Consider the following 23,599-nt stretch of genomic DNA (forward strand, 5'->3'; position numbering starts at 1 on the left):
TTTTCTTGGTTTTCATCTGAGCTTGATGCGTGGATCGATGAACGGTGCGACAGTGTCGGCCAGGAGATTGCCGAGCACGATGGCAAAGGCCGAAACCAGGGTGACCCCCATGATGATCGGAATGTCGATGCGCTGAATGGCCTGCCAGGCTAGCTGGCCGATGCCTGGCCAGCCGAACACGCTTTCGACAACCACGATGCCGCCCATGAAGATGCCGATATCGATGCCGATCATGGCGATGACCGGCAGGATGGCGTTGGGCAGCGCGTGCCGGAGGATAATGGCGCTGCGTGCAAGACCCTTGGCACGCGCGGTACGCACGTAGTCCTGGCGCAGCACGTCGATCATCGACGAGCGCATCATGCGGGCGTACCAGCCGGCGCCGAGAATTCCCATGGTCAGCGACGGCAGCACCAGATGACGCCAGGTGCCGTAACCGCCGATCGGGAACCAGCCGAGCCGCACCGCGAACACATAAAGCAGCATCAGGCCGACGACGAATTGCGGCGCCGAGACGCCAACGAAGGAGGCGACCATCAGCGACTGGTCGGTGGCGGTGCCACGCTTGACGGCGGCGATGAGGCCCATCGTCAGCCCGATCACGACTTCGCAGGCAATGGCGCCGACCATCAGCAGCAGGCTTGCCGGCAGCCGCGAGACGATAAGCTCCGTGACCTCCGAGCGCTGAATGTAGGAGCGCCCCAGATCGCCGCTGAGAAGGCTGGTCAGATAGTGCCAATACTGGACGACGAAGGGCTGGTCGAGGCCGAGCTGCCGGCGGATGTTTTCGACCGTCTCGGGTGTGGCGCTGCGGCCGGCGATCTGGCGGACGGGATCGGCGGGCAGCAGGTAGAGCAGCGCAAAGGTGATCAGAGAGACGCCGAGCAAGATGAGCACCGACTGGACAACGCGGCGGCCGAGATAGGCGATCATGCCCGCCCCCTTTGCGTCGGATCGAGGATGTCGCGCAGTGCGTCACCGATCAGGTTGAAGGCCAGCGCCAGTGCCAGGATCGCCGCACCGGGAAAGAAGACCAGCCAGGGCGCGGCCTGGAAATAGGTCTGGTTCTCGAAGATGATGTTGCCCCATGACGCGGTCGGCGGTTGCACGCCGATGCCGAGATAGCTGAGCGTCGCTTCGAGCAGCACCGTGGTCGAAATACCGAGCGTGCCCCAGACGATGATCGTCGGCAAAAGATGTGGCAGGATATGGCGGAACAGGATGCGTGGAGCGCTAGCGCCGATGGTGCGCTCGGCATCGATGAACTCGCGTTCGGAGAGCGAACTTGTCTCGGTGTAGATGACGCGGGCGGTCTGCACCCAGTTCACCAATGCGATCACCATGGCGACGATCCACAGGCTCGGCTGGAGCACCGCCGCCAGGCAGATGGCGAGCAGCAGCGCCGGGAAAGCCATCATCAAATCGGTGAAGCGCATAAGCGCGCTGCCGATCCAGCCGCGGAAATAGCCGGCGGTGATGCCGACCAGCGTGCCGATCAGAAGCGCCACGCCATTGGCGACGATGCCGATGATCAGCGACGTGCGCGCGCCGAATAGGAGACGGGTCAGCAGGTCGCGGCCAAGCAGGTCGGTGCCCAGCCAGAACTGGGCTCCCGGCGGCAGTGGCGCGCCTTCAAGCGTGAGCCCGTCGAACATCTGCTCGTTTGGATCGTAGCCTGTCAGCCACGGTGCAAGAATGGCGCCGGCCAAGACAACGGCAATAATCCCGAGGCCGAGCAAAGCGAGAGGCCGTTTTAGCAGACGTCGCCAGACGCCGGCGCGAGGCTTGGCTGGCATACGCCCGGCGGCCGAAAGCTCAGGCGCGATCGGATTGGTCATCGTCGCCTTCTTCTTGTGTCATCGCCACGATCCTGCGCGCGGCTTCCTCGACACTGATTTGCCAGCTCATCGCCAGCGAGCGGAGCTGCGCATAGGCACGGCCGTCCTCGGCGCCCTTCGACAAGACCTCTACCGCGCGTACGATGGTCTGGCGCTCCGCGACCCGCTGACGAAGCGAGGCAATCTCGCTGGCCAGAAGCTTGCGCGCCTCGAAACTCTGCCTTGCGATTAAAAGTGCGCTATAGACGCCGGCATTGCCGACCGGTTTCAGCAACTGCGCATCGGCCTTGTGCGACAATGCCCATTCGACGCGCCCCGGCGCCTCGGAGCCGATCAGTGCTATCAGCGGCATCGGCGCCTCGCCCGGCTTCCACGGAAATTGCTCGTCAAAGCCGAGATCGACGTCGAAGAAGACGAAGTCCGCCGCCAAGGCTTCGGCCGGCAGTTCCGGCCAGAAGCCAATCGCCTCAAGGCCGATGGCCGACAATTGCCTTGTGATCGCCTGCACGGTCGGATGTGGACGATGCAGGACAAAAGCCCTGGCGCCTCCAAGGTTCGGGATACGCGCCATCTTGCTCACGACACCACCCGCAGGCGTGGCCGCCCGAACGTCTCCGTCCGGTCATAGCGGGAAAGGTAGGGATCGGGTGCCACGCCCTTCGTCAGTGTGACCGTTTTGAACGATGTTCCATCGATACGTCCGATTAGCACCGGCAAGGTAGCATGCTGGGTTTGCTGGTCGATGGCGATGTCGCCCAGCGGCGTTCGAAATGATGTTTCGGAAAAGACCTTGGGAAGGTCCGTCCATTGTGCACCGGGGTTAAGGGTGAGGATCTCGGCGAGCATGCGCACCGAGGCATAAGCCGCCGCCTCGAAGGATGAGGCCGGCATGACGGAAGGCACTGGAACCGCACCGCGATCCGCCCCCGAGATGTCGTGAAAATAGGGCCCAACGGAAAGGTGGCCATCGCCTGCCCCGTTGAGCGCCGGCAATTCGCATTCCGTGAGATTGCAGGACAGGATCGGGCAACGCTCCGGCCTGAAATGCGGGTCGCGCCGGCCAAGCTCCGCATAGGCAGCGATGAAGGCATAAGAAGAAGGGCCGATGAGATTGTTCAGAATGAAATCAGGTCTCGTCGCCTGTATCTCCGCGATCAGCCGCGCAACATCGACCTCGCCGAGCGGCAGATAGCGTTCGCCCAGCACCTTGCCGCCAGCGTCCGCAATCAGGTCGCGCGCCACGCGGTTGGTCTCCCAGCCCCAGATGTAGTTGGAACCGAGCAGGAAGCCATCGGCGCCGAAACGAGGCACGACATAGGCGAGCAGCGGTACGAGATGCTGATTGGGGCAGGCGTGTGTGTAGACGACATGCTCGTTGGCTTCGAAGCCCTCGTACGGGCAGGCGTACCACAGCGTGCCGCCTGCCCTTTCCAGGATTGGAATGACCTCCTTGCGGCTCCACGAGGTGACGCAGCCAATGATGTGACGCGCGCCGCTGTTGGCGAGAATGTCCGCGCAGCCGCTTGCATAGCGATCGATGTTGCCCTGCGGGTCGCGCTCGATCGGGATGAATTCGAATGGGATAGCGAGATCGCCGTTGACGTCGGCGATGGCGTTCATCGCACCCGCACGGCAGGATTCGGACACCAGCCGGTAGTTGCCGGACCGCGAATAGAGAATGCCGATGTCGATATGCCGTTTCAAGCAATGCCTCAAAAATGACAATGCCCCGCAGCCACCGCCGCAGGGCGAGGCATACGAGGCATTCTTGCCGCCCGGCGGTCGGAGCCGGTATTTGTCCTCACCGTATTACGCCCGCGCTCCCAGTCAAGAGCCGCCACGCGAAACTTTGGCCAGCCGAAACGGTTCGGCGCGCAGCACGCAACTCATGCCGCTGGTCGTTTAGAGTCCGCCAGGAACCAAAATTGCTGATGTCCAGCTATGGGGCCCGGACAAACCCGGTTCGCTACCATTCAAAGCAACGACTTTAATATCGGTTTACCTGAATCTGCTAGCAGCAATGACGCCGGTTTTCGTCGGTCAAGCAAAGGGTTCCACCTTGCCGCAGCAATTCAGCACTCCGTTCGGTCACCGGGGCGATGCCAACTGGCCGAGGTTGCACGGCTTCATGGGCGTCGAGTTGGAACGCGCGCCCGATGTTCTCGTGCCTCGCGTCGCCTTGGCCCGGAAGCTCGGTGGATGGGACTTTGGTGGCGGGAGCCGGGCTTGAGCGTCATTCGCGCCTTGCAAGGCGCCGACCTCCCGGCAGTTGCGAACATGTTTCAGCGCGTGCTGTTGAAGGAGAGGACCGAAGCGCCGGCCTCTCTCGTGGAATACATGCAACGGTTTTATCTGGATGCGCCCGGTTGCGCAGACAACCTCCGGTCGCTTGTCCATGTCAACGACGCCGGTCGCGTCTCCGGATTTGTCGGCGTCCACGTCCTGCCGATGACGTTCAACGGCCGACAACTACGCGCGGCCATCTGTAGCTCGCTCATGGTCGAGGACCATGAGCACGACCCGCTGGCCGGCGCCCGCTTGCTGAAAGCTTACCTGGATGGTCCGCAGGACATCTCCTTCAGCGAGACGGCCAACGATATTTCCGTGAAATTGTGGACCCGGCTGCGCGGCGTGGTCCTGCCGCAATACAGCCTTGACTGGGTCCGTGTGATGCGCCCCGCGGCCTTCATGCTCAGCCTTTCCGCCAATCGCATGGCGCTTGCGCGAATGCTCAATCCGCTGGCGCGTGCAGTCGACCGATTTTACTGCAGAAGGATGACGTCCAGCGAACGACGTTGGTCGGGTGTGGCGGTGGACGGGGCAGGCCACGGAGCATTTCGTACATCCGAAATCGACAGCCATGCATTTGCCAGGCTCATCGAACCGTTTACCGCTCAATTCGCCCTGCGGCCTGACTGGACGGAAGATCAACTCGACCACATCCTGACAGATGCGGCACAAAAGCCGGATCTGGGGGAGCTTGTCTACGTTTGTGTGACGTCGCCAGTCGGCACCAATGTCGGCGCTTTCGCCTACTACGCACGGAAGTATGAAATTGGTCGCGTGCTGCAGATCTTCGCCCTTCCCGGCCAGGCGGGCCCGGTGATTGACTGCCTGATCGATCACGCCGCCGCGCGCGGCGTCAGCGGCCTGCGCGGACGTATTCAACCTGCACTTCTGGAGGCGATGCTTGGACGACGCATTGCTTTCCTGACCGTTGCCTCAACGGTGGTACATTCACGCGATCCAGAGCTTTTGGACGCGATGAAGAACTCGCAAGTCTTCCTGAACGGCCTTGCGGGCGAGCAGTGGAGCCGGCTTATCGGGAGCCGCTTCAGCTAGAGCGGGATGCGTTCAAGTTGAAGCGGGCATCCCGCTCTAACTATTTATTTTAGGCGCGTTTCCACTTGGCTGCAGAATGCTTGGGTCAAAACCCAATCACTCTGAACGACCGAGTTCGACCCTTTGCCGTCATCCAGTTGGGAGCGTCGCATGACGCTCCGTGACCCAATCACGACGCTCACTCCGGTCAGTGGTAACGTCCGGATTTGGCGCGCGATTCCGACCTCAGCGAACGAAGTTATGACACGCCATTCCAGTGTATGCTTGCTTCGCCAAATTGGGTGTGCGCTGCAATAGCAGCCCGAGACAGTCGCGCTTGCCGAAGGGGCTGTCGGCTTTGACGGGATTGGCGTAAGCTACAGTTAAGGGGGTGCACACATGCACCGCATCATCGCCATACTGATCTTGGTTCTCGCGGCCGTGTTCAGCTCCGCACGGGCGGAGGTGCTGATCGGCGTCTCGGCTGCGATGACGGGACGGCTCGCCTGGATCGGCGAGCAGGGACAGCGCGGCGCGGAGATGGCAGTGGCCGACGTCAACACGGCGGGCGGCGTGCTCGGCCAGAAGGTGAGGCTCATCTCGGTCGACGACTTCTGCGATCCCGAGCAAGCTGTGGCGGCCGCCAAGAAGCTGGTGGCTGACGGGGTCGTGCTCGTCGTCGGGCATTATTGCTCCGGGGCCTCGATCCCCGCATCAAAAGTGTACGAGGAGGCGGGCGTCGTTGAGATATCCCCAGGCTCGACCAATCCGCAGCTGACCGAACAGGGCCGTGCCAATGTCTTTCGCACCATTGGCCGCGACGACGCGCAAGGTTTCATCGCTGGCAACTACCTTGCCGATCGCTGGGGCAACAAGAAGATTGCGATCCTCCACGACAACTCGACCTATGGGAAGGGTCTCGCCGACGAGACCAGGAAGCAGCTGCACAAGCGGGGCGTGACTGAGGCCGTTTACGACGCATACATTCCCGGGAAGGACGACTATTCGGCCGAGGTCGCTACGTTGCGGACCGCCGGCGTCTCCGCCTTATATGTGGGTGGGTATCATGCCGAGGTTGCGCTGATTGCTCGCGCTGCACACGACAGTGGCTACACGGTTCAGCTCATATCCGGAGATGCTTTGGCGACCGAGGAATTTGCCCTGATCGCCGGCCCCGCGGCGGAGGGGACCCTCTTCACGTTCCCGGCGGACGCGAGGCGAAGCCCCGAAGCGGCCGCGGTCGTTGAGCAGTTCCGTGCGGAGAATTTCGAACCCGCGGGCTACACGCTGTTGAGCTACTGCGCGGTCCAGGTTTGGGCCCAGGCGGTCTCGAAGGCAGGTTCGCTGGAGCCGAAGGCCGTCATTGCGGCACTGCACGAACAGGAATTCGACACGGTGATCGGCCGGGTCGATTTCGACGACAAGGGCGACCTCACGAAGCAGAGCTGGGTTTGGTACGTCTGGCGCGGCGGAGAGTACGTGCCGGTTGAATAGGGTTCGCTGATCGCCGGCGTGCCGGCTGAGATGTCTAGTCTGATGCAGACCAGTGTGGCCGGACTGTTCCGACTCGCCGAGATGCTTGAACGCCTCGGCATACGTGGCCGGCTGTTGCTCGCCTTTTTCGGGATCAGCGCCCTTGCGGTGCTGGCAACGGCTGCGGCGCTTTATGCCTTCCTCCAGGTTGGCGACGTCGTGGACCGAATTACCACGGATCGAGTGCCGTCGGCGCTCGCCTCCCTCCAGCTGTCGCGCCAGGCCGAACGGGTCGCTGCTGCCGCGCCATCGGTGCTGGCAGCGACAAGCAGGGCTCAGCACAGCGAGGTCTCGGCTGCCGTCGCGCTCGAGATGTCCCGCCTCGAGGCCCTGCGCACGGACCTCCGGGATGCCACGTTGGGCACAGTGCCTTTGGCCGAGATTGAGGAAGCCGCGATTGTTCTGAGGCGCAACCTGAAGGAGCTCGACTCTCTTGTTGTCGCCCGGCTCGACGTGGTCGCCCGCAAGGAGGAGCTCCTGAACCGCCTCGCCGCGACGACAACCGGAAGCCAGCGCCTTGTCGCCACCGGCATCCTAGTGATGGATTCCAGGCTGCCGCAATGGCGGGCGGTCGCGGCCGACACGTCGCTATCGCCCGATCGACGCGCAGCGGCGATGGCCGACCTGGTCCAGGCGATTGCGGCCTACATCCCCCAGCAGAAGGCGCAGCTGGAGATCTCGGCAGTCAACGACGCGCTGGTGAAGGTCGCGAACGCGCCGACGCCGGGCGACCTGGCGTTGATCCTTTTTCCGCTACGCCGTTCGCTCACTGCTCTTGAAAAGGTTTCCACGGAGATCGACGAAAAGCTGCGGACCCGCTTTCGGCAGCGTGTCGATGAGTTCAAGGGCTTGACCGACGGCGAGGACAGCATCCCCAAGGCGCGGGAGGACGAGTTTGCTGTCCTGGCACAGGGCGAAAGGCTTCTGGCCGAGAACAATCGACTGTCGCGCAATCTCACCGCTGGCGTCGATCGCCTGGTCGCCACGGCAGACCAGGAGATCGCTGCGTCCGGTCGCGAAGCCGCGCTCGTCCAGCGCTACGGCACCGCGGTTGTGCTCGGCTCCGCCTTCCTCAGCCTCCTGAGTTCGGTTCTGGTTGTCTGGCTCTATGTCGACCGCAGCCTCCTCGCCCGACTGGGGGCCGTGAGCCAGGGCATGCTCGCGATTGCGGGGGGCAACCTTCGTGCGCCGCTGCCAGCCGCGGGCAGCGACGAAATCGGGCGCATGGCCGAAGCGCTGAGACTTTTCCGGGATACTGCCGTCGAGGTCGAGGAAAAGAACCTGCGCGACGTTGCGGAAGCTCGTCAGCGGCTCATCGATGCCATCGAAAGCATCTCCGAAGGATTCGCTCTGTACGACGGGGAGGACCGGCTCGTCCTCAGCAACAGCCGCTACCGCGAATTGCTCTACGCCGGTCTGGAGACCGAACTGACGCCCGGCACGATATTCGAGCAAATCATTCGCCGATCCGCTGAGCGCGGCTACATCAGGGACGCCGAGGGGCGGGTCGAGGAGTGGGTCGCCGAGCGCCTCTCGCGGCACCGCAACCCTGGCGAACCTTGGGTGCAGCGGCGAGGCGACGGGCGATGGGTCATGATCAGCGAGCGGCGGATCAGCGCCGGCGGCACGGTCGCCGTCTATTCGGACATCACTGAGCTGAAGCAAAGGGAGGAGAACCTCGCCGAGAAATCCGTGGTTCTGGAGGCGCTTTCCAGCAAGCTGGCGAAGTATCTGGCGCCCCAAGTGTATCGCTCGATATTCACCGGCCGCCAGGAGGTCAGGATCGCCAGCCAGCGGAAGAAACTGACAATATGCTTCTCCGATATCGCGGGCTTTACCGAGACCACTGACAAAATGGAATCCGAGGATCTCACCCAACTCCTCAATCACTATTTGACGGAAATGTCGAAAATTGCTTCGGATCACGGCGCGACGATCGACAAATATGTCGGCGACGCGATCCTGATGTTTTTCGGCGATCCCGAGACTCGCGGCGTCAAGGAGGACGCGCTGGCTTGCGCGCAGATGGCACTTGCAATGCAAAAGCGGATTAGCGAGCTTGCCGAAGTCTGGCGGGACATGGGGATCGAAACACCGCTGCGCTGTCGCATCGGCATCCATACCGACTACTGCACCGTCGGTAACTTCGGCAGCGAGGACCGGATGGACTACACGATAATCGGCGGCGCCGTGAATCTCGCCTCGCGCCTGGAGCAGGAGGCGCCGCCGGGGACAATCCTCATTTCCTACGAGACGTTTGCGCAAGTGAAGGACGCAATCGACTGTGAAGAACTGGGGCAAGTCCAGGTCAAGGGGATCGCTTATCCCGTCGCCACCTACCGCGTCATCGATCTGAAGGCCAATTTGGCGGCCGCTCGTCGTGCTGTTCGGACCGAGCTGCCGCACTTCAGGTTGGAACTTGAACCGGAGCTGATGTCCCCTGACGAGCGTGGCGATGCCGCCAATGCACTTCGAGACGCGCTGGATCGGCTTCGTCACAAGCCTGGGTAGTAGGGCTTGGTCCACAACGACCCCTCCCAATGGACACAAGGAGTGGGATGTGGGACGCCGCTCATTGGCGCTGTCGATGCGAAGGCCGCAGAACGGTCGCGGTCAGTCTTCGAACTCGGGCGGAACGTCGGCATCGGAGCCGAGACTTAACATTCACGGCATCACTGGCATGGGTCCGGATATGGCGCAACGTGCTCGTTCTCGCAGATGAGACGAACGGCAACTTCCCGCCCATCTCGGCCATGACGGCGGCCTGGGACGTGGCCGGTCTCGAAGCAGGTCAGGTACCGAGTTCTTCGACTTCCTCGACGAGTTGCGGACGCATGTGCAGATAACGCGTCGCCTTGCGTTTGGCGATGATATCGGCCCAGACGTGTTCCACTTGTGAGGCGGCCAACCCCGCCGCCTGCCCCACCACCTCAGCCGCCACGCCGTTGTTGAGACCGTAAAGGCAAAGATCCATACGGTCATAGGGAAGCGAGAAGTAGAACTCCTCCTGGGTCTGCGCCAGCGAGTAGGTATCGGTGGTCGGAGGCCGGTTGCGGATTTCTTCCGGAATACCGAGATGGGCCGCAAGCGCATAGACCTGTGTTTTATAGAGGTGGGCAATCGGCTTGACGTCCGCGGCGCCGTCACCGTTCTTCACGAAGAAACCCTGATCGTATTCCAGCCGGTTCGGGGTTCCAAGAACGGCGAAGTTCAGGCGATCCGCATGATAGTATTCAATCTGCTTGCGGGTGCGCTGCTTCATATTGGTAGCGGCGACGACGCCGAGATAGACAGGCAGCGGCATTCTCCGTTTCGTCTGCTTGCCCTCCGGGTCTTGCACCACCAGGGACGAGATATTGTAGCCCCCGCCCTCAAGGGCGTTCGCGATCACGATCTTCGAAGCCCAGCCTTCGCCGTATTCCGGGACCAATTCGCGGATGAAGGCGTCGCGACGCCTGTAGCAGCCCATTGCGCGCAGGATCGGCCCGATATCCTCCGTCACAGCCTCGACACCGAAAGTTTCGGCGACGAGGCGGCCGAGCCGCAGACTTTCAGGATCGGAATCGCTTTCCGGCATGAACAGGCAAAGCACATTCTTGGGGCCAACGGCTCGTACCGCCAACGCGACCGACACGCTCGAATCGATCCCGCCCGAAAGACCGAGCACAAGGCCCCGCTTGCGAAGCCCGCGCAACTGCTGGCGCAAGGCCGTTACGATACGGTCCGTTTCGGTGATCAGGTCGATTGCCAGAGCCTGCGCCAGAAAGGTCCGCGCATCCTCGGTCGGGCGAACATTCATTGCGCGGCCTCCATGGTTTCTGCCGCAAGCCGACGGCTGACCTTGCCGGTATCGGTCTTCGGCAGCTCGCGGCGGAACTCGACGACCTTGGGGACCATGAAGTCCTCAAGGTGGCGTGCACAGTGACGTATGATATCCTTTTCGGTAAGCGCCGGGTCGGACCGTACTATAACTGCGCCGATCGCATGCCCGAGCACGGGATCCGGCACACCGACAACCACCGCTTCCGCGATGCCCGGATGAGCGTGAAGCACGGCTTCCACTTCCTTGGGCGCCACCTTCTCTCCCCGCGACTTTATGATGTCGTCCTTGCGGCCGACGAAATAAAGAAAGCCTTCCTCATCGGCCCTGAAAAGATCGCCGGTGTAGAGAACCTTCTCCCAAGGGTTCGGACCCCGGCGCAGGGCTCGTGCCGTCGCAGCTTCGTTTCGCCAATAACCCTGCATGACGTGCGGCCCGCGAATGACCAGCTCACCCGCTACGCCCGGCGGCACCCGTTGCCCCTCGTCGTCGACGACAAAGGCTTCGGTGTTCGGAATGGCTATTCCGACCGAGCCCGGCCGGCGGTCGAGCTCCTCGGGCGGCAGATAGGTGCAGCGCTTGCATTCCGTCAGGCCATACATCGAATAGAGCCTGACACCGGGGAAAAGGAACCGAAGGCGTTCTATGTGAGGCGGCGGCAAGGCAGCCGCCGTGTTGGAAATATAGCGAAGGCTGGGCAGGAAGCCCGGCGCCAGGTCCCTCAACTGCAGGATCATCGCTGCCATCGTGGGCACGAGCGGAAGCCCGGTGACGCCTTCCTGGCGGATGCGTTCAAAGACCGCCTGGGGAAAAGCGAAGGACTTCTCGAGCACGAGCGTGGCGCCGAGCCTGACGGCCATCAGCAATTGATAGAGGCCGTAGTCGAAAGCGAGGGGCAGAACATTCAAGATGATGTCGTCGGGCGAGTTGCGCAGGTAGTTGGTGATGGAGTCGGCCGCCGCGTCGCAATTGCGGTGCGTCATCATCACACCCTTGGGCCGGCCGGTCGAGCCCGAGGTGTAGATCAACATCGCAAGATCGACGTCAACGCCGCGATGGTCAATCTCCCTGACTTGGACCGTCAAGCACTCCGCCAGGGATGTGGCCCCTGCCGGGCATTGGCTATCGGCAGCAACGGTGGAAGCCACGAAGATGCCGGTCTTGCCGGAGGACGTCTCGCCGGAGGATCCGGACGCCTCGGCGACCACGGGCATCAGTCTTGCTTGCGTGAGGATCGCGGCGGCATCGCAATCGGCGATGATGTAGGCTAGCTTTTCGGCCTTGGTGGATGCGTTGATCGGACTGAAAGTCGCGCCTGCTTTAAGAACTGCGAAAATCGAAACCGCAGCCTCCCAGCAATTGTCCATGAAGATCAGCACCCGGTCGTCGCGCCTGACGCCATTCAAAAAAAGGGCGGCGGCCAAGCGGCTCGAGAGATCGTCCAGCTCTTTGTAGCACAGCCTTTTGTGCTCGGTGATCAATGCCGTTTTGGCTGGATGGGCAGCGGCCTTCGCCGTCAGAAAATGTTCGATCCGCACGGACGCTCCTCACCGATGGCGCCTATGCTGCCAGCGCTTCTGCTTTTGCCTTGACGAAGGCTGAGATACGGTCAATCGAATCCAGATTGGCCGGTACGATGTCGGCATCGACCATCGCTATGCCAAAATCATCCTCTATGAATGCCACTAGCTCCAACACGGCCGTCGAGTCGATGATGCCGTTCTCGATCAGTGATGCGGTGTCTGCAAGCTCGTAGGACGTGTCGCCGAACAGGAAGTTGTCGACGATAAAGGTTTTGACCTTGTCCTTGATTGCTACCATGATTTTTCATTCCCTCGATTTCTCAGGCCGCTCGTGCTTCACCGACCTTTTCGCCGGTGAAAATCTTCTGCCACAGTTGCGCCGACAAAATGCCGACGAAAGCCGCATTGTCGCGGAATCCGGACGCTGGCTGCAAGCGGCATTTCTCGTGCAGGTTCGCCACCGCCTTGGCGTTGAATAGTCCTCCGGAGGCGATACTCGCCTCGCTCAGCGAGTCGCGTACGTAGTCCAATTCTCCGGCTCCCACGAAGGAGCGGGCTTCCGGCGCCCGGTAAGGCTGTTTGGTGCGCTCGCGGATGGCCGTCGGAAGCAGGTGCTTGGCAGCTTTGCGCAATATGTGTTTTTCCACCAGTCCCTTCAGCTTCATCTCCGGCGGAAGTCTTGCCGCAAACTCCACCAAGCGATGGTCAAGGAAGGGGAACCGCCCTTCGATACCGTGCGCCATGGCCATGCGATCGCCCTGGCTGGAGAGGATGTAGCCCGGCAGGAGGAAGCGGGTTTCTAGATATTGCGCCTGATGCAGCGGATGCCACCGGGAAAACGCCTCAGGCAACCGGCTGGCCAGGTCCTCGGCTGCGTCATACCCCTTCAATGTCGCGCGCAGGTCACCGGAAAAGAACATCTTCGCCGCTGATGTGGTCTTGAAACGCGGCCGATGCGAGAACAGCGGATCGTCCAGGGCAGCGCTGCCGGTTCCGAAGAACGCAGCCAGGTACTCCACGGACTGCTGTTGCAGGCCCGGCAGATAGGGATAAAGCTTGCGGAACAGTTGTGGCCTTATGCGCGATGCCGGCTGTCGCGCGCAGAAACGGCGAACCCGCGCTTCCTTGAAGACATCATAGCCGGCAAAGACCTCGTCGGCGCCTTCGCCTGTCAGCACTACTTTCAAACCGGCCTGGCGAACGAGGCCGGACAGTTGATAGAGGGGGGCTGGGGCCGTGCGGATGATCGGCCGCTCGGTAAAGCGGATGACTTCGGGAAACGCACCGGCGATATCGCCGGCACGACACGCAATGGTTCGATGGCGTGTGCCAAGTGCTGACGCCATTTCGGTCTGGAAGGCGCTTTCGTCATGCTCGCCGCTGTCGAACGTCACGGAAAATGTCTGCAGCTTAAGAGGAGTCATGCCGGCCGCGAGTGCCGAAACGAGGGATGAATCGAGCCCGCCCGAAAGGTAAGAACCGACCGGCACGTCGGCGCGCATCCGAAGCCTCACCGCGTCGGTCAACAGGGCCTGCAGTTCCTCGGCCGCGTCGTCCTCATTGGTGATCTTCGATGGCCTATCCGGATACGGGTAGTCTAGGTGCCAATATGGTTTGACCGTGACTTGCCCCTGTGTCGCGATCATCACGCTTGCCGGCTCCAGCTCGTGGATGTTGCGGAAAGCCGTGCGTGGAGCGATCGGCGCCCACAGCGTAAAGATCTGGTCGAGTGCAATTGGATCGATTTCGGCCGAGACGCCGGGTACCGTCAGCAGGGCCTTTATCTCCGACGCAAAGTAGAGCACCCCGTCCTTGCTGGTGTAGAACAGCGGCCGAACACCCATGCGGTCTCTTGCAAGCACCATCCGCCGCCGCCGGTTATCCCAAATCGCGAAGGCGAAATCACCGTTCAGGAGCGACAGACAGTCTTCGCCCATCTCGTCATACAGCTGCAGGAGAACCTCTGTGTCGCTCGACGTGCGGAAGCGTCGGCCCTTGGCCAGCAGCCCTTCGCGCAATTCCACGTAGTTGAAGATCTCGCCGTTGAACGCAACCGTCAAATCGCCGGTTTCGTCGGACATCGGCTGCTGGCCATCACCAATCCCAATCACCGACAGCCGCGCATGCCCAAGTCCAGCCTCGGGCGCTACGAATTTCCCTTGTTCATCCGGCCCGCGATGGGCGATCGCAGACGTCATGCGCGCAAGCAAAGCTTCCGCATCCCGGACTGAACCGAAATAGCCCCCGAATCCGCACATCCACCCAGCTCATACTGAACAGCAAGCCACGAAACATAGCGGTCATAAGCGCCTCAAAGGTTAATCGGATACGTTTCAGCGAGCATGTGGTTAACAGGATGTTAGGACAAAATGATGCTTTTTGCGGACCGACTTGCGCCCCACTTCAGATGTCAGCTTGAAGGCATCACGGCGAGCGGTGCAAATCACTGCTTCGAGTACGGCCGGTACCAGTCGACAAACTTCTTCAGCCCGTCCTCTATCGAAACGCTAGGCCTGAAGCCGAAATCCCGCTCCAGCGCGGTCATGTCGGCGTAGGTCTTCTCGACGTCGCTCGCCTGCATCGGCTCGTTGTGGCGGATTGCCTTGACCTTGAGCAGCCTTTCCAGAATGTCGATGAAGTCGCCCAGACGCACCGGCCGGTTGTTGCCGACATTGTAGAGCCTGTTCGGCGGAACGTCAGCCGCCGGCGGCTTGTCGAGCACGGCGACAACCGCCTTCACAACATCGTCTATGTAGGTGAAATCGCGCCACATTTCGCCATTGTTGAAGACCCGGATCGGCTTGCCCTTGAGCATCGCCTGGGTGAACATCCAATAGGCCATGTCGGGACGGCCCCAGGGACCGTAGACCGTGAAAAACCGCAGGCCGGTCTGCGGTATGCCGAACAGATGGGCGTAGGTGTGGCTCATCAACTCATCGGTTTTCTTGGTGGCGGCGTAAAGCGAAACGGGCTTGTCGACCTGATCGGCTTCGCTGAACGGCACGCTGCGGTTGCCGCCATACACCGAGCTCGACGAGGCATAGACCAGATGCTCGAATGCCGGTTCGGCGCGACAGAATTCGAGCACTTCGAGGTGGCCCATGACATTGGAGCGGATATAGAGCCGCGGATTGTCGAGTGAGTGGCGCACGCCCGCCTGCGCGGCAAGGTGCACGATCCTAACGATGCCTTGCCCGGCCAAAGCGGCTGCAAGCGCGCCCTGTTCGGCAATATCGATCTGGTGGAACGAAAAATCCTTATGGGGCAGAAGGCCGGCAAGCCGCCCCTTTTTGAGCGCCAGGTCGTAATAGTCGTTCATGTTGTCGACGCCGACGACCGCTTCTCCCCGGTCGAGCAGATGGTGGCAAACGTGGCTGCCAATGAACCCCGCGGCTCCGGTGACAAGTATAGGCAACAAGCTTCTCCACGCGCATAGCCGGGCCGGTATCTGGAGCGGCAGATCCGGCCCATTTTGTCGTGCTATAGTCGAAAGCCGAGGTGGAGACCACCATTAAGCTGATGCGTCAGCTTGCCTCGCGCATGGCTTCGGCCGCCTGCAGGTCAACCGACACCAGTTGGCTGACGCCTTGCTCGGCCATGGTCACCCCAAACAGCCGGTCCATGCGCGCCATGGTGATCGGGTTGTGTGTGATGATGACGAAGCGCGTTTCGGTGGTTGCGGCCATTTCGTCCATCAGATTGCAGAAACGCTCGACATTGTGGTCATCGAGCGGCGCGTCGACTTCGTCGAGCACGCAGATCGGCGCCGGGTTGGTCAGGAACACGGCGAAGATCAGCGACATCGCCGTCAACGCCTGCTCGCCGCCGGACAGCAGCGTCATCGTCTGCGGCTTCTTGCCGGGCGGACGCGCCAGGATCTCGAGCCCCGCTTCGAGCGGATCGTCGGACTCGATCAGTTGCAGCTCGGCGGTGCCGCCGCCGAACAGATGCGAAAACAGCCGTTGAAAATGGCCGTTGACCACCTCGAAGGCGGCGAGCAGCCGCTCGCGGCCTTCGCGGTTCAGGCTATGGATCGCCTGTCGCAGCTTCCGGATCGCCTCGATGATGTCGTCGCGCTCGGAGACGATGGTCTCCAGCCGGTCCGACAGTTCCTTCTGCTCCTCCTCGGCGCGCAGATTGACGGCCCCGAGCCGTTCGCGTTCGACCTTCAGCCGGTCGAGCTGACGCTCGATCTCGGCCATTTCGGGCATCGGGCTGTCGGGTTCGAGGCCGGTGTGGCGGATAACCAGATGCGGCGGCGTGTTCAGCGTTTCCTGGATGCGCGCCTCGACTTCCAGCCGACGCTCGTCGGCGGCGGTCAGCCGCTCTTCGGCGCGAACGCGGGATTCGCGCGCCTCGGCCAGCGACTGGATGGCAGCAGTCGCAGCCTTGTCCAGCTCGGACTGGCGGTTCTCCGCTTCCTGCAAGCGGTCGCCCGCCGCCTTGCGCAGGCTTTCGGCCTCGGCGAGTTGCGACAGCAGGGCGCGCCGCTTGGCGTCGATCTCGTCGGGGGCGTCGGCCAGTTGCTCGCGCTCGGCCTCGGCCTCCGCCTTGCGTTCGCCGAGCGCCGCGATCTGTGTCGAGGCGTTTTCGGCTCGCTCCACCCAGTTGCACCGTTCCGCGCCGATGGCATCGAGCCGACGCGCACGTGCCTCGGCTTCCCGCCTCAGGCCCTCGTGAACGGCACGCGCATCGGCAAGGGCGGCGCGGTCGCGGGCGACGTTGGCCGCCGACTGCTCGAGCTGCAATTGCAGATCGCCGAGATCGGGCGCGTCCTGCAGCAGCATTTCCGCCTCGACGAATGCCGCCGCCGTTTCCTCATGGCTGTCGACAATGCGTGCGCGCGCCTCGTCAAGTGCTGCACGCCGGCTCGACAGCTCGCCGCCGGCTCTTTCGGCCTCGGCCAGCGTATTGCGGGCAGCATCGAGCCCGTGCTGGGCATCGCGTCCGGCCTGTCGGGCGTTGCGTTCGGCCTCGCTCGCCTGGGCACGCGCCTGTTCGGCCCGGGCAAGGGCTTGTTCAGCTTCGCGCAGGGCGCGCGTGGCATGGACTACTTCGGCATCGAGCTCGGCCAGCCGGTTTTTCTGCGCCAGCCGCTGCGCGGCGGCGGTCGGGGCATCGGCGCTGGCGGTGAAGCCGTCCCAACGCCAGAGCGCGCCTTCGCGGCTGACCAGCCGTTGACCGGGAGCAAGCAGCGTCTGCAGCCGTCTTCCGTCGGCGGCTTCGACAATGCCGATCTGGGCCAGCCTGCGGGCCAGCTGTGCCGGCGCACGCACAACGCTGGCGAGGCTCCTTATGCCTTCGGGCAATGCGGCGTCGGCAGGCTGGATTTCGCTCTGGCCCCAATGCACCGGCGCACTGCGGTCGAGCGGCACGTCGAGATCTTCGCCAAGCGCGGCACCCAGCGCCGTCTCGTAGCCACGCTCGACGCTGATCTGCTCCAGCACCGAGGGAAATAGATCGCCGCTGGCGGCGTTGAGGATCTTGGCCAGCGTGCGGGCCTCGGTTTCGATCCGCGCCAGCTCGGCCTTTGTGTCCTGAACCGGTGGGCGGGCAGCACTTTCGTCTGCACGCGCCTCGGCGACCGCCTGTTCGGCGGCAATGGCGGCTGCCTCGGCCTTTTCGAGCAGCGCCAGCGCCTGATCGACCAGTAGCCGCTTCTCGGCGGGATCGGGCAGGCCGGCGACCCTGGAGACGATCTCCGACAGTTCGCGGTCGACATCGGCAAGCTGGCGGGCAAAGCGGTCGCGGCGCTCAGCGGTGTCGCGCAGCGTCCGTTCGATCTGGTTGCGCGAGGCGGCAGCCTCCGCCCGTTCGGCGGTCAGCGCGGCGAGCCTGACCTCGCTCGAGGCAAGCGTCGATGCCGCCTGCTCGAAAGCCGCGCGGGTGCTGGCCTCGCGCTCGGCGGCGCCGGCGTTTTCGGCATTGAGCGCGGCTTCTTCGGCGGCGAGGCGTTCGAGGATATCCGCATTATCGCGGACCATGCGCTCCTCACGGGCAAGGTCGCCATCGAGCTGTTGCAGTCGGCGGTCGAGCTCTGCCTGGCGGGCGCGGATGCGGCCCGCCTCTTCCTCGATCTGCGCCTTGGCGATCGACAGACGCTGGAAGGCGGCGGCGGCAGCGGCTTCCGCATCGCGCAAGTCCGGCAGCCGGTGGGCGTTGATACCTTGTTCCCTGGCGGCAGCCATCTGGGCGGCGGCACGGTCGCCGACCAGCGCGGTGGCAATCGCCAGCGCCGAACGCGCTTCCCCTTCCTGCGTCTTGGCCAGCGTCCAGCGCAGATGCAGCAGCGTCGCTTCGGCCTTGCGGATGTCGGCCGACAGGTTCTTGAAGCGCGAGGCCTGGCGAGCCTGGCGTTTCAGGCTTTCAATCTGGCTTTCCAGCTCGCCGACGACGTCGTCCAGCCTTTCGAGGTTCTGTTCCGCCGCCTTCAGCCGCAGCTCGGCTTCGTGGCGGCGCGTATGCAGGCCGGAAATTCCGGCCGCCTCTTCCAGCAGCGCGCGGCGCGCTTGCGGCTTTGCCTGGATCAGCTCGCCGATGCGGCCCTGGCCGACCATCGAGGGCGAGCGGGCGCCGGTCGACTGGTCGGCGAACAGCAGCTGCACGTCCTTGGCGCGAGCCTCCTTGCCGTTGATGCGGTAGAGCGAGCCGGCCTCGCGCTCGATGCGGCGCGAGACCTGCAACTCATCGGCGTCGTTGAAGGCGGACGGCGCGGTGCGGTCGCTATTGTCGAGGAACAGCGTGACTTCGGCGGTGTTGCGGGCCGGACGCGTTCCCGAGCCGGAAAAGATGACGTCGTCCATGCCGGACGCACGCATGTTCTTGTAGGAGCTTTCGCCCATAACCCAGCGCAGCGCCTCGACCAGGTTCGACTTGCCGCAGCCGTTCGGCCCGACGATGCCGGTCAGGCCGCGTTCGATGACGAACTCGCCGGGTTCGACGAAGGATTTGAAGCCGAGCAGGCGAAGGCGCGAGAACTTCATTCGCGCCGGCCCATAGCCAAGTTTCGCAACGCTGTTCCGCGGTTTTGCAAGGAGACCCCGCGGCAAGACAAAGAAGTGCGTACGCCGAAGCGACGCCGCTTCGGCGCTGCCGAAACGTCAGAGCAGAGGGTCGATGATGGCCGACATTTCCGCAATCGACATCGCCCCTTTGTAGGTCTTTCCGTTGATGAAAAAGGTCGGTGTGGAATCGACCTTGAATTCGTCGGCGCCGCGCTTCTGGACGGATCTCACATCGTCCAGAAGTTTCTGGTCCGTCAAGCAGGCCTCGAAGGACTCCTGTGTAAAACCGGCAAGCTTGGCGATTTGCAGCAGCGCGTCCTTGGTATTGTTCACACCAACCCAGTTCGCCTGCTGCCTGAACAGCACATCGACCATCGGGAAATAGTTGTCCTTGGAGCATCGCGCCAGCATGAAACCGGCCTCCGCGCTGGGATCGAACGGAAACTCGCGCAGTATGTAACGGGCCTTGCCGGTGTCGATATATTTCGTCTTCAGCTCCGGAAAAGTGGTCTCGGCGAAATGCGCGCAATGCGGGCAGGTCATCGATGCATATTCGACTATGGTGACCTTTGCATCGTCCTTGCCGAGTTGCATGTCGGGCAATGCGCCGGGCTTCAGCAGTGCTGCCATATCGACCGTGCCCTGAGCCTCCGGCGCCGCCGCGGCGGCCGGAGCGGCCGGAGCGGCCGGCTTCGCAGGTTCCGGAGCCGCAGGCTTCACATCCTGCGCCTCGGCTTTCTCGCCCGAGTCGCTGCAGGCGGCAAGCAGCGCCACCGCTGGTATTGCGACCAGCGAAGTCAAAAGGTTTCTGCGGGACAAGGAACGGATCATACGAATCACCTGGCAATAGTTGGATTTTGCAATGCAAAGTCTACAAAAAGCGAGAGTTGGCGCGAATTAAGGCATTACCGCCCCTATTCCAATCGCCAAATCCGGGCATACCATCACGATAGCGCGAGATCACGGTTTCTTTTGACCGAGAATGGTGGCGCCAAGCCGCTCTAGCGAGGCGCGCAGCCCGCCGTCCTCGATCAAACCAACGGTGCCCGACAGCTTCGCTTTCTCGGCCGCAGTCAATGGCCGCAAACTGGGTTTCGGCTTGTCCTTGCCCGCCATTACCGGCTTCTGCACGATCCTGATCCGGCCGATCGCATTGAAACCGAGGAAGGCATTGACCCGGTTGATGATCTCGCCGGTCTCGTGCTGCAGATGCAGCGCCGCCACGCCCTCGCAGGCAACCACCAGCACCGCCGGTTCGAAAGGATCGTCCTCGTGCATGCGGCGCGGCCACTGGATCTTTTCCGGGCGCGAGCGGCCGGCAAGCCGCGGCCCAGCAATTTCTTCCCATGACTGGACCAGTCCGATCGACATACCGGCCCGTTTGCGCAGCACTGGGTCGAGGATCTCGGTTGCGAGATCGCTCACCGGAACGGGATTGCCGAAGGGCCTTTTCCCTGCCATTTGCGTTCTCCAGCTTCAGCACTAATGGATTAGGGCCGACCCTCGATCAATGGCACTGCACGACCAGACCCGCAAGGCCGTATCCGGAGACAATGTCGAGATCGCCTCCCGGCTGCTTGCCTGGTACGACGCGCATCACCGCGACTTGCCCTGGCGCGTTTCACCGCGCGCGCTGGCGGGCGGGGCGCGGCCCGATCCCTATCTGGTCTGGCTTTCCGAGGTGATGCTGCAGCAAACCACGGTCGAGGCGGTAAAATCCTATTTTCGGGCGTTCGTGCAGAAATGGCCAACGGTCCAGGCGCTGGCGGCGGCACCGACCGAAGACGTCATGAAGGCCTGGGCCGGGCTCGGCTATTATTCCCGCGCCCGTAACCTCAAAGCCTGTGCCGATCTCGTCGCGCGGCAAGGCGGCCGCTTTCCGGACAGCGAGTCCGCCTTGAAGGAACTGCCCGGCATCGGCGCCTATACGGCGGCGGCGATCGCAGCGATCGCCTTCGACCGACCAGCCGCGGTCGTCGACGGCAATGTCGAACGGGTCGTCTCACGGCTGTTTTCGATCGCCACGCCGCTGGGCGAGGCCAAGGGCGAGATACGCGGCCAGGTCGAACGCATGGTTCCCCCGACAAGGCCCGGCGACTTCGCGCAGGCGATGATGGACCTGGGCGCGACGATCTGCACGCCGCGACGGCCCCGCTGCATGCTCTGCCCCGTTCGCGAGAATTGCAGCGCCACGATCTCGGGCGACCCCGAACGCTTTCCGGTCCGCCTGCCCAAGGCCGAAAGACCCTTACGCCGCGGTGCCGCCTTCGTTGCCGTCAGGTGCGACGGCGCCATCCTTCTGCGCAAGCGCGCGGACAAAGGCCTGCTCGGCGGCATGACTGAGGTGCCGACGACCGGCTGGACGGCGCGCATAGACGGCGCTACCACGGAAGCGGCGGCCCCGCTCCCCGGCAACTGGCAGCAGGCCGGACGCATCGGCCATATCTTTACCCATTTTGCGCTTGAACTCGACGTGTTCAAGGCGGAGACCGACGTTGCCGCCCCGGTCGGGCATTTCTGGTCGCTGGCCCATGAAATTTCCGGGGAAGCGCTGCCGAGCGTCATGAAAAAGGTAATCGAAGCGGCGATACCGGGCGCGACGAAAAAGCAGCGGCCGCGTTGAAAGAGAGAAGAATGACTGAAATCCGCCACATCGTTTTCGACATCGGCAAAGTGCTGATCCACTATGATCCGGACCTGCCCTTCAGTCGCTTGATCCCCGATCCCGACGAACGGAAATGGTTCTTCGACAATGTCTGCACGCATGATTGGAACATCGAGCAGGATCGCGGCCGCAGTTGGGAAGAGGCCGAAGCGCTGGCGATCGCGCAATATCCCGAGCACGCCGAAAATATCCGCAATTTCCGCCGGCACTGGCACGAGATGGTGCCTCACGCCTATGAGGACAGCGTCGCCATCATGATCGGCCTGATCGACAGCGGCCATGACGTGACGATGCTCACCAATTTCGCTGCAGATACGCTCGCCGAGGCCCGCGAGCGCTTCGATTTCCTCAATCGGCCGCGCGGCGTCACCGTTTCCGGCGACATCCGCCAGATCAAGCCGGATCGCGCCATCTATGACCACCACGTCGCCGCGTTCAGCCTCGAGCCGTCAGCGACGCTGTTCATCGACGACAGCCAGAAGAACGTCGACGGCGCCAAGGCGGCGGGCTGGCAGTCGGTGCTGTTCACCGATGCAAAGACGCTCAGGGCGGACCTTGAGAGTCTTGGGATCAAAGTGTGATTTGAATCGGTTCCAGGAGTTGGTTGAGCCTTCGCATTAACCGATCTGCCGCAACTCGGAAGCCGTCAGGCGCCCGCCCGCTCCATGCCTAGCCGAGCAATGCGGCGAAGCTCGTCGATCGGGGTCAGGCCGCCGCTGCGCTCATAATGCCAGAAGGTCCATCCGTTGCAGGCGTCCAGCCCCTGCACCTCGGCGCCGATCTTGTGGATCGACCCGGCACTGTCGCCGATGGCCAGCGTGCCGTCGGCGCGCACTTTTGCCGCCCAGCGCTTCTTGGCGTCGTAGAGCGTGGCGCCTGGCGCCACCAGGCCATTGTCGAGAAGGGTGACGAAGGCGACGCGCGGCTCGGCGCGCTTGCCGGTCAGTACCGTCAAATTGGCGCCTTCCAGCGGCCGGACCGCATCGATACGTTCCATGGCGGCATCGATATAGGTTTGTTCGCGCTCGATGCCGACGAAGTGGCGGCCAAGCCGCTTGGCCACAGCCCCGGTGGTGCCTGAACCGAAGAACGGGTCGAGCACGATGTCGCCCGGCCTGGTCGATGCCGTCATGACGCGGGCAAGCAACGCTTCCGGCTTCTGCGTCGGATGCAATTTGTCACCATTGTCGTTCTTCAGGCGCTCGCCGCCGGTGCAGATCGGAAACAGCCAGTCCGAGCGCATCTGGACGTCGTCGTTCGACGCCTTCAGCGCCTCGTAGTTGAATGTGTAACCCTTGCCCTTCTGGTCGCGCGATGCCCAGATCATCGTCTCATGCGCGTTCTGGAAACGGCGGCCACGGAAATTCGGCATTGGATTGGTCTTGCGCCAGACGACGTCGTTGAGGATCCAGAAGCCCAGGTCCTGCATCTTGGCGCCGACCCTGAAAATATTGTGGTAGGAGCCGATAACCCAGATCGTGCCGTTGGGCTTCAACACACGGCGCGCCGCCAGCAGCCAGGCGCGGGTGAAGGCGTCGTAGGCCTCAAAACTGTCGAACTGGTCCCAATGGTCGTCGACGGCATCGACCTTGGATTGATCGGGCCGGTGCAGATCGCCATCGAGCTGCAAATTATAGGGCGGATCGGCGAAGATCACGTCGATCGACTTTTCCGGCAGCCGTTCGAGCGCGGCGACGCAGTCGCCCTTCAGGATCGTATCCAGCCACTCGGATTGCTGGGGAACATCGGAAAGCTCGTCGAGAAGACGCACGGCAGACATTGTGACACCCAAGGCACGCGTTACTGTTTACTGTCCGTTATGGTTACCGATCAGCGTAAATATTCAGTGAAGCAGCCCGCCGAATTTGCGAAGCCCGGCCTGTTGGTGTATGCCG

At 62.7% G+C, this 23,599-nt stretch carries 18 protein-coding genes; 5 read left to right on the plus strand and 13 right to left on the minus strand.

Features of this window, described 5'->3' with window-relative positions; translation table 11 throughout:
• Positions 1-12: 12 nt before the first annotated feature.
• From NKJ81_RS07540 to NKJ81_RS07555, 4 genes are read right to left on the minus strand one after another with little or no spacing between them, the layout of a single operon-like run.
• Entirely contained in the window at positions 13-933 is a 921-nt protein-coding gene (locus NKJ81_RS07540; RefSeq protein ID WP_352470630.1) for an ABC transporter permease, read from the minus strand.
• Entirely contained in the window at positions 930-1,796 is an 867-nt protein-coding gene (locus tag NKJ81_RS07545; protein WP_352470704.1) for an ABC transporter permease, read from the minus strand. Before NKJ81_RS07545 ends, NKJ81_RS07540 begins: the two co-directional genes overlap by 4 nt.
• A gap of 19 nt (positions 1,797-1,815) precedes the next feature.
• Positions 1,816-2,418: an ANTAR domain-containing response regulator gene (locus tag NKJ81_RS07550; protein WP_352455770.1), complete on the minus strand. Its 603-nt coding sequence runs from the start codon at positions 2,416-2,418 to the stop codon at positions 1,816-1,818.
• Positions 2,415-3,542 (minus strand): transporter substrate-binding protein, encoded by a 1,128-nt coding sequence (locus NKJ81_RS07555; protein ID WP_352470631.1) that lies wholly within the window; start codon positions 3,540-3,542, stop codon positions 2,415-2,417. The genes NKJ81_RS07550 and NKJ81_RS07555 overlap by 4 nt, the downstream gene beginning before the upstream one ends.
• A gap of 522 nt (positions 3,543-4,064) precedes the next feature.
• On the opposite strand from NKJ81_RS07555, the gene NKJ81_RS07560 reads away from it, so the two are divergent.
• The 3 genes from NKJ81_RS07560 to NKJ81_RS07570 all read left to right on the plus strand — a co-directional run bounded on the left by NKJ81_RS07560 (position 4,065) and on the right by NKJ81_RS07570 (position 9,203).
• Positions 4,065-5,180, plus strand: a complete 1,116-nt coding sequence (locus NKJ81_RS07560) for a hypothetical protein (protein WP_352470632.1) — start codon at positions 4,065-4,067, stop codon at positions 5,178-5,180.
• A 378-nt stretch (positions 5,181-5,558) separates the two neighbouring features.
• On the plus strand, positions 5,559-6,653 hold the full coding sequence (locus tag NKJ81_RS07565; RefSeq protein WP_352470633.1) for a branched-chain amino acid ABC transporter substrate-binding protein: 1,095 nt from the start codon (positions 5,559-5,561) through the stop codon (positions 6,651-6,653).
• An 81-nt stretch (positions 6,654-6,734) separates the two neighbouring features.
• Positions 6,735-9,203 (plus strand): adenylate/guanylate cyclase domain-containing protein, encoded by a 2,469-nt coding sequence (locus NKJ81_RS07570; RefSeq protein WP_352470705.1) that lies wholly within the window; start codon positions 6,735-6,737, stop codon positions 9,201-9,203.
• Positions 9,204-9,483: 280 nt separating this feature from the next.
• Here NKJ81_RS07570 and nadE read toward each other — a convergent pair whose 3' ends face one another.
• From nadE to NKJ81_RS07610, 8 genes are all read right to left on the minus strand, one after another.
• On the minus strand, positions 9,484-10,491 hold the full coding sequence (nadE, locus tag NKJ81_RS07575; RefSeq protein ID WP_352470634.1) for an NAD(+) synthase: 1,008 nt from the start codon (positions 10,489-10,491) through the stop codon (positions 9,484-9,486).
• Positions 10,488-12,050: a class I adenylate-forming enzyme family protein gene (locus NKJ81_RS07580; protein WP_352470635.1), complete on the minus strand. Its 1,563-nt coding sequence runs from the start codon at positions 12,048-12,050 to the stop codon at positions 10,488-10,490. The genes nadE and NKJ81_RS07580 overlap by 4 nt, the downstream gene beginning before the upstream one ends.
• Positions 12,051-12,072: 22 nt before the next feature.
• Positions 12,073-12,336: an acyl carrier protein gene (locus tag NKJ81_RS07585; RefSeq protein ID WP_352470706.1), complete on the minus strand. Its 264-nt coding sequence runs from the start codon at positions 12,334-12,336 to the stop codon at positions 12,073-12,075.
• Positions 12,337-12,355: 19 nt separating this feature from the next.
• Positions 12,356-14,293 carry an asparagine synthase (glutamine-hydrolyzing) gene (gene asnB / locus NKJ81_RS07590; protein ID WP_352470636.1) on the minus strand — a complete coding sequence of 646 codons (1,938 nt, stop codon included), beginning with the start codon at positions 14,291-14,293 and terminating at the stop codon, positions 12,356-12,358.
• Between the two features lie 185 nt (positions 14,294-14,478).
• Positions 14,479-15,450 carry an NAD-dependent epimerase/dehydratase family protein gene (locus NKJ81_RS07595; protein ID WP_352470637.1) on the minus strand — a complete coding sequence of 324 codons (972 nt, stop codon included), beginning with the start codon at positions 15,448-15,450 and terminating at the stop codon, positions 14,479-14,481.
• 109 nt (positions 15,451-15,559) lie between these two features.
• Complete coding sequence (smc, locus tag NKJ81_RS07600) at positions 15,560-19,018, minus strand: chromosome segregation protein SMC (RefSeq protein ID WP_352470638.1); 3,459 nt, start codon at positions 19,016-19,018, stop codon at positions 15,560-15,562.
• 117 nt (positions 19,019-19,135) lie between these two features.
• Entirely contained in the window at positions 19,136-19,870 is a 735-nt protein-coding gene (locus NKJ81_RS07605; protein ID WP_352470639.1) for a DsbA family protein, read from the minus strand.
• Between the two features lie 129 nt (positions 19,871-19,999).
• A complete protein-coding gene (locus NKJ81_RS07610; protein ID WP_352470640.1) occupies positions 20,000-20,500 on the minus strand; it encodes a DUF721 domain-containing protein in 501 nt (166 codons plus the stop codon).
• 49 nt (positions 20,501-20,549) lie between these two features.
• Between NKJ81_RS07610 and mutY the strand changes: the two genes are divergently transcribed.
• Both mutY and NKJ81_RS07620 read left to right on the plus strand, forming a co-directional pair.
• The gene (mutY, locus tag NKJ81_RS07615) at positions 20,550-21,662 is read left to right on the plus strand and encodes an A/G-specific adenine glycosylase (protein ID WP_352470641.1); all 1,113 of its coding nucleotides are present in this window, start codon (positions 20,550-20,552) and stop codon (positions 21,660-21,662) included.
• 11 nt (positions 21,663-21,673) lie between these two features.
• Entirely contained in the window at positions 21,674-22,285 is a 612-nt protein-coding gene (locus NKJ81_RS07620; RefSeq protein WP_352470642.1) for an HAD family hydrolase, read from the plus strand.
• Between the two features lie 65 nt (positions 22,286-22,350).
• On the opposite strand, the gene NKJ81_RS07625 is transcribed toward NKJ81_RS07620, so the two are convergent.
• Positions 22,351-23,484 (minus strand): site-specific DNA-methyltransferase, encoded by a 1,134-nt coding sequence (locus NKJ81_RS07625; protein WP_352470643.1) that lies wholly within the window; start codon positions 23,482-23,484, stop codon positions 22,351-22,353.
• Between the last annotated feature and the right edge of the window lie 115 nt (positions 23,485-23,599).

The organism is Mesorhizobium sp. M0018, from assembly GCF_040323955.1.
Classification (GTDB): Bacteria; Pseudomonadota; Alphaproteobacteria; order Rhizobiales; family Rhizobiaceae; genus Mesorhizobium.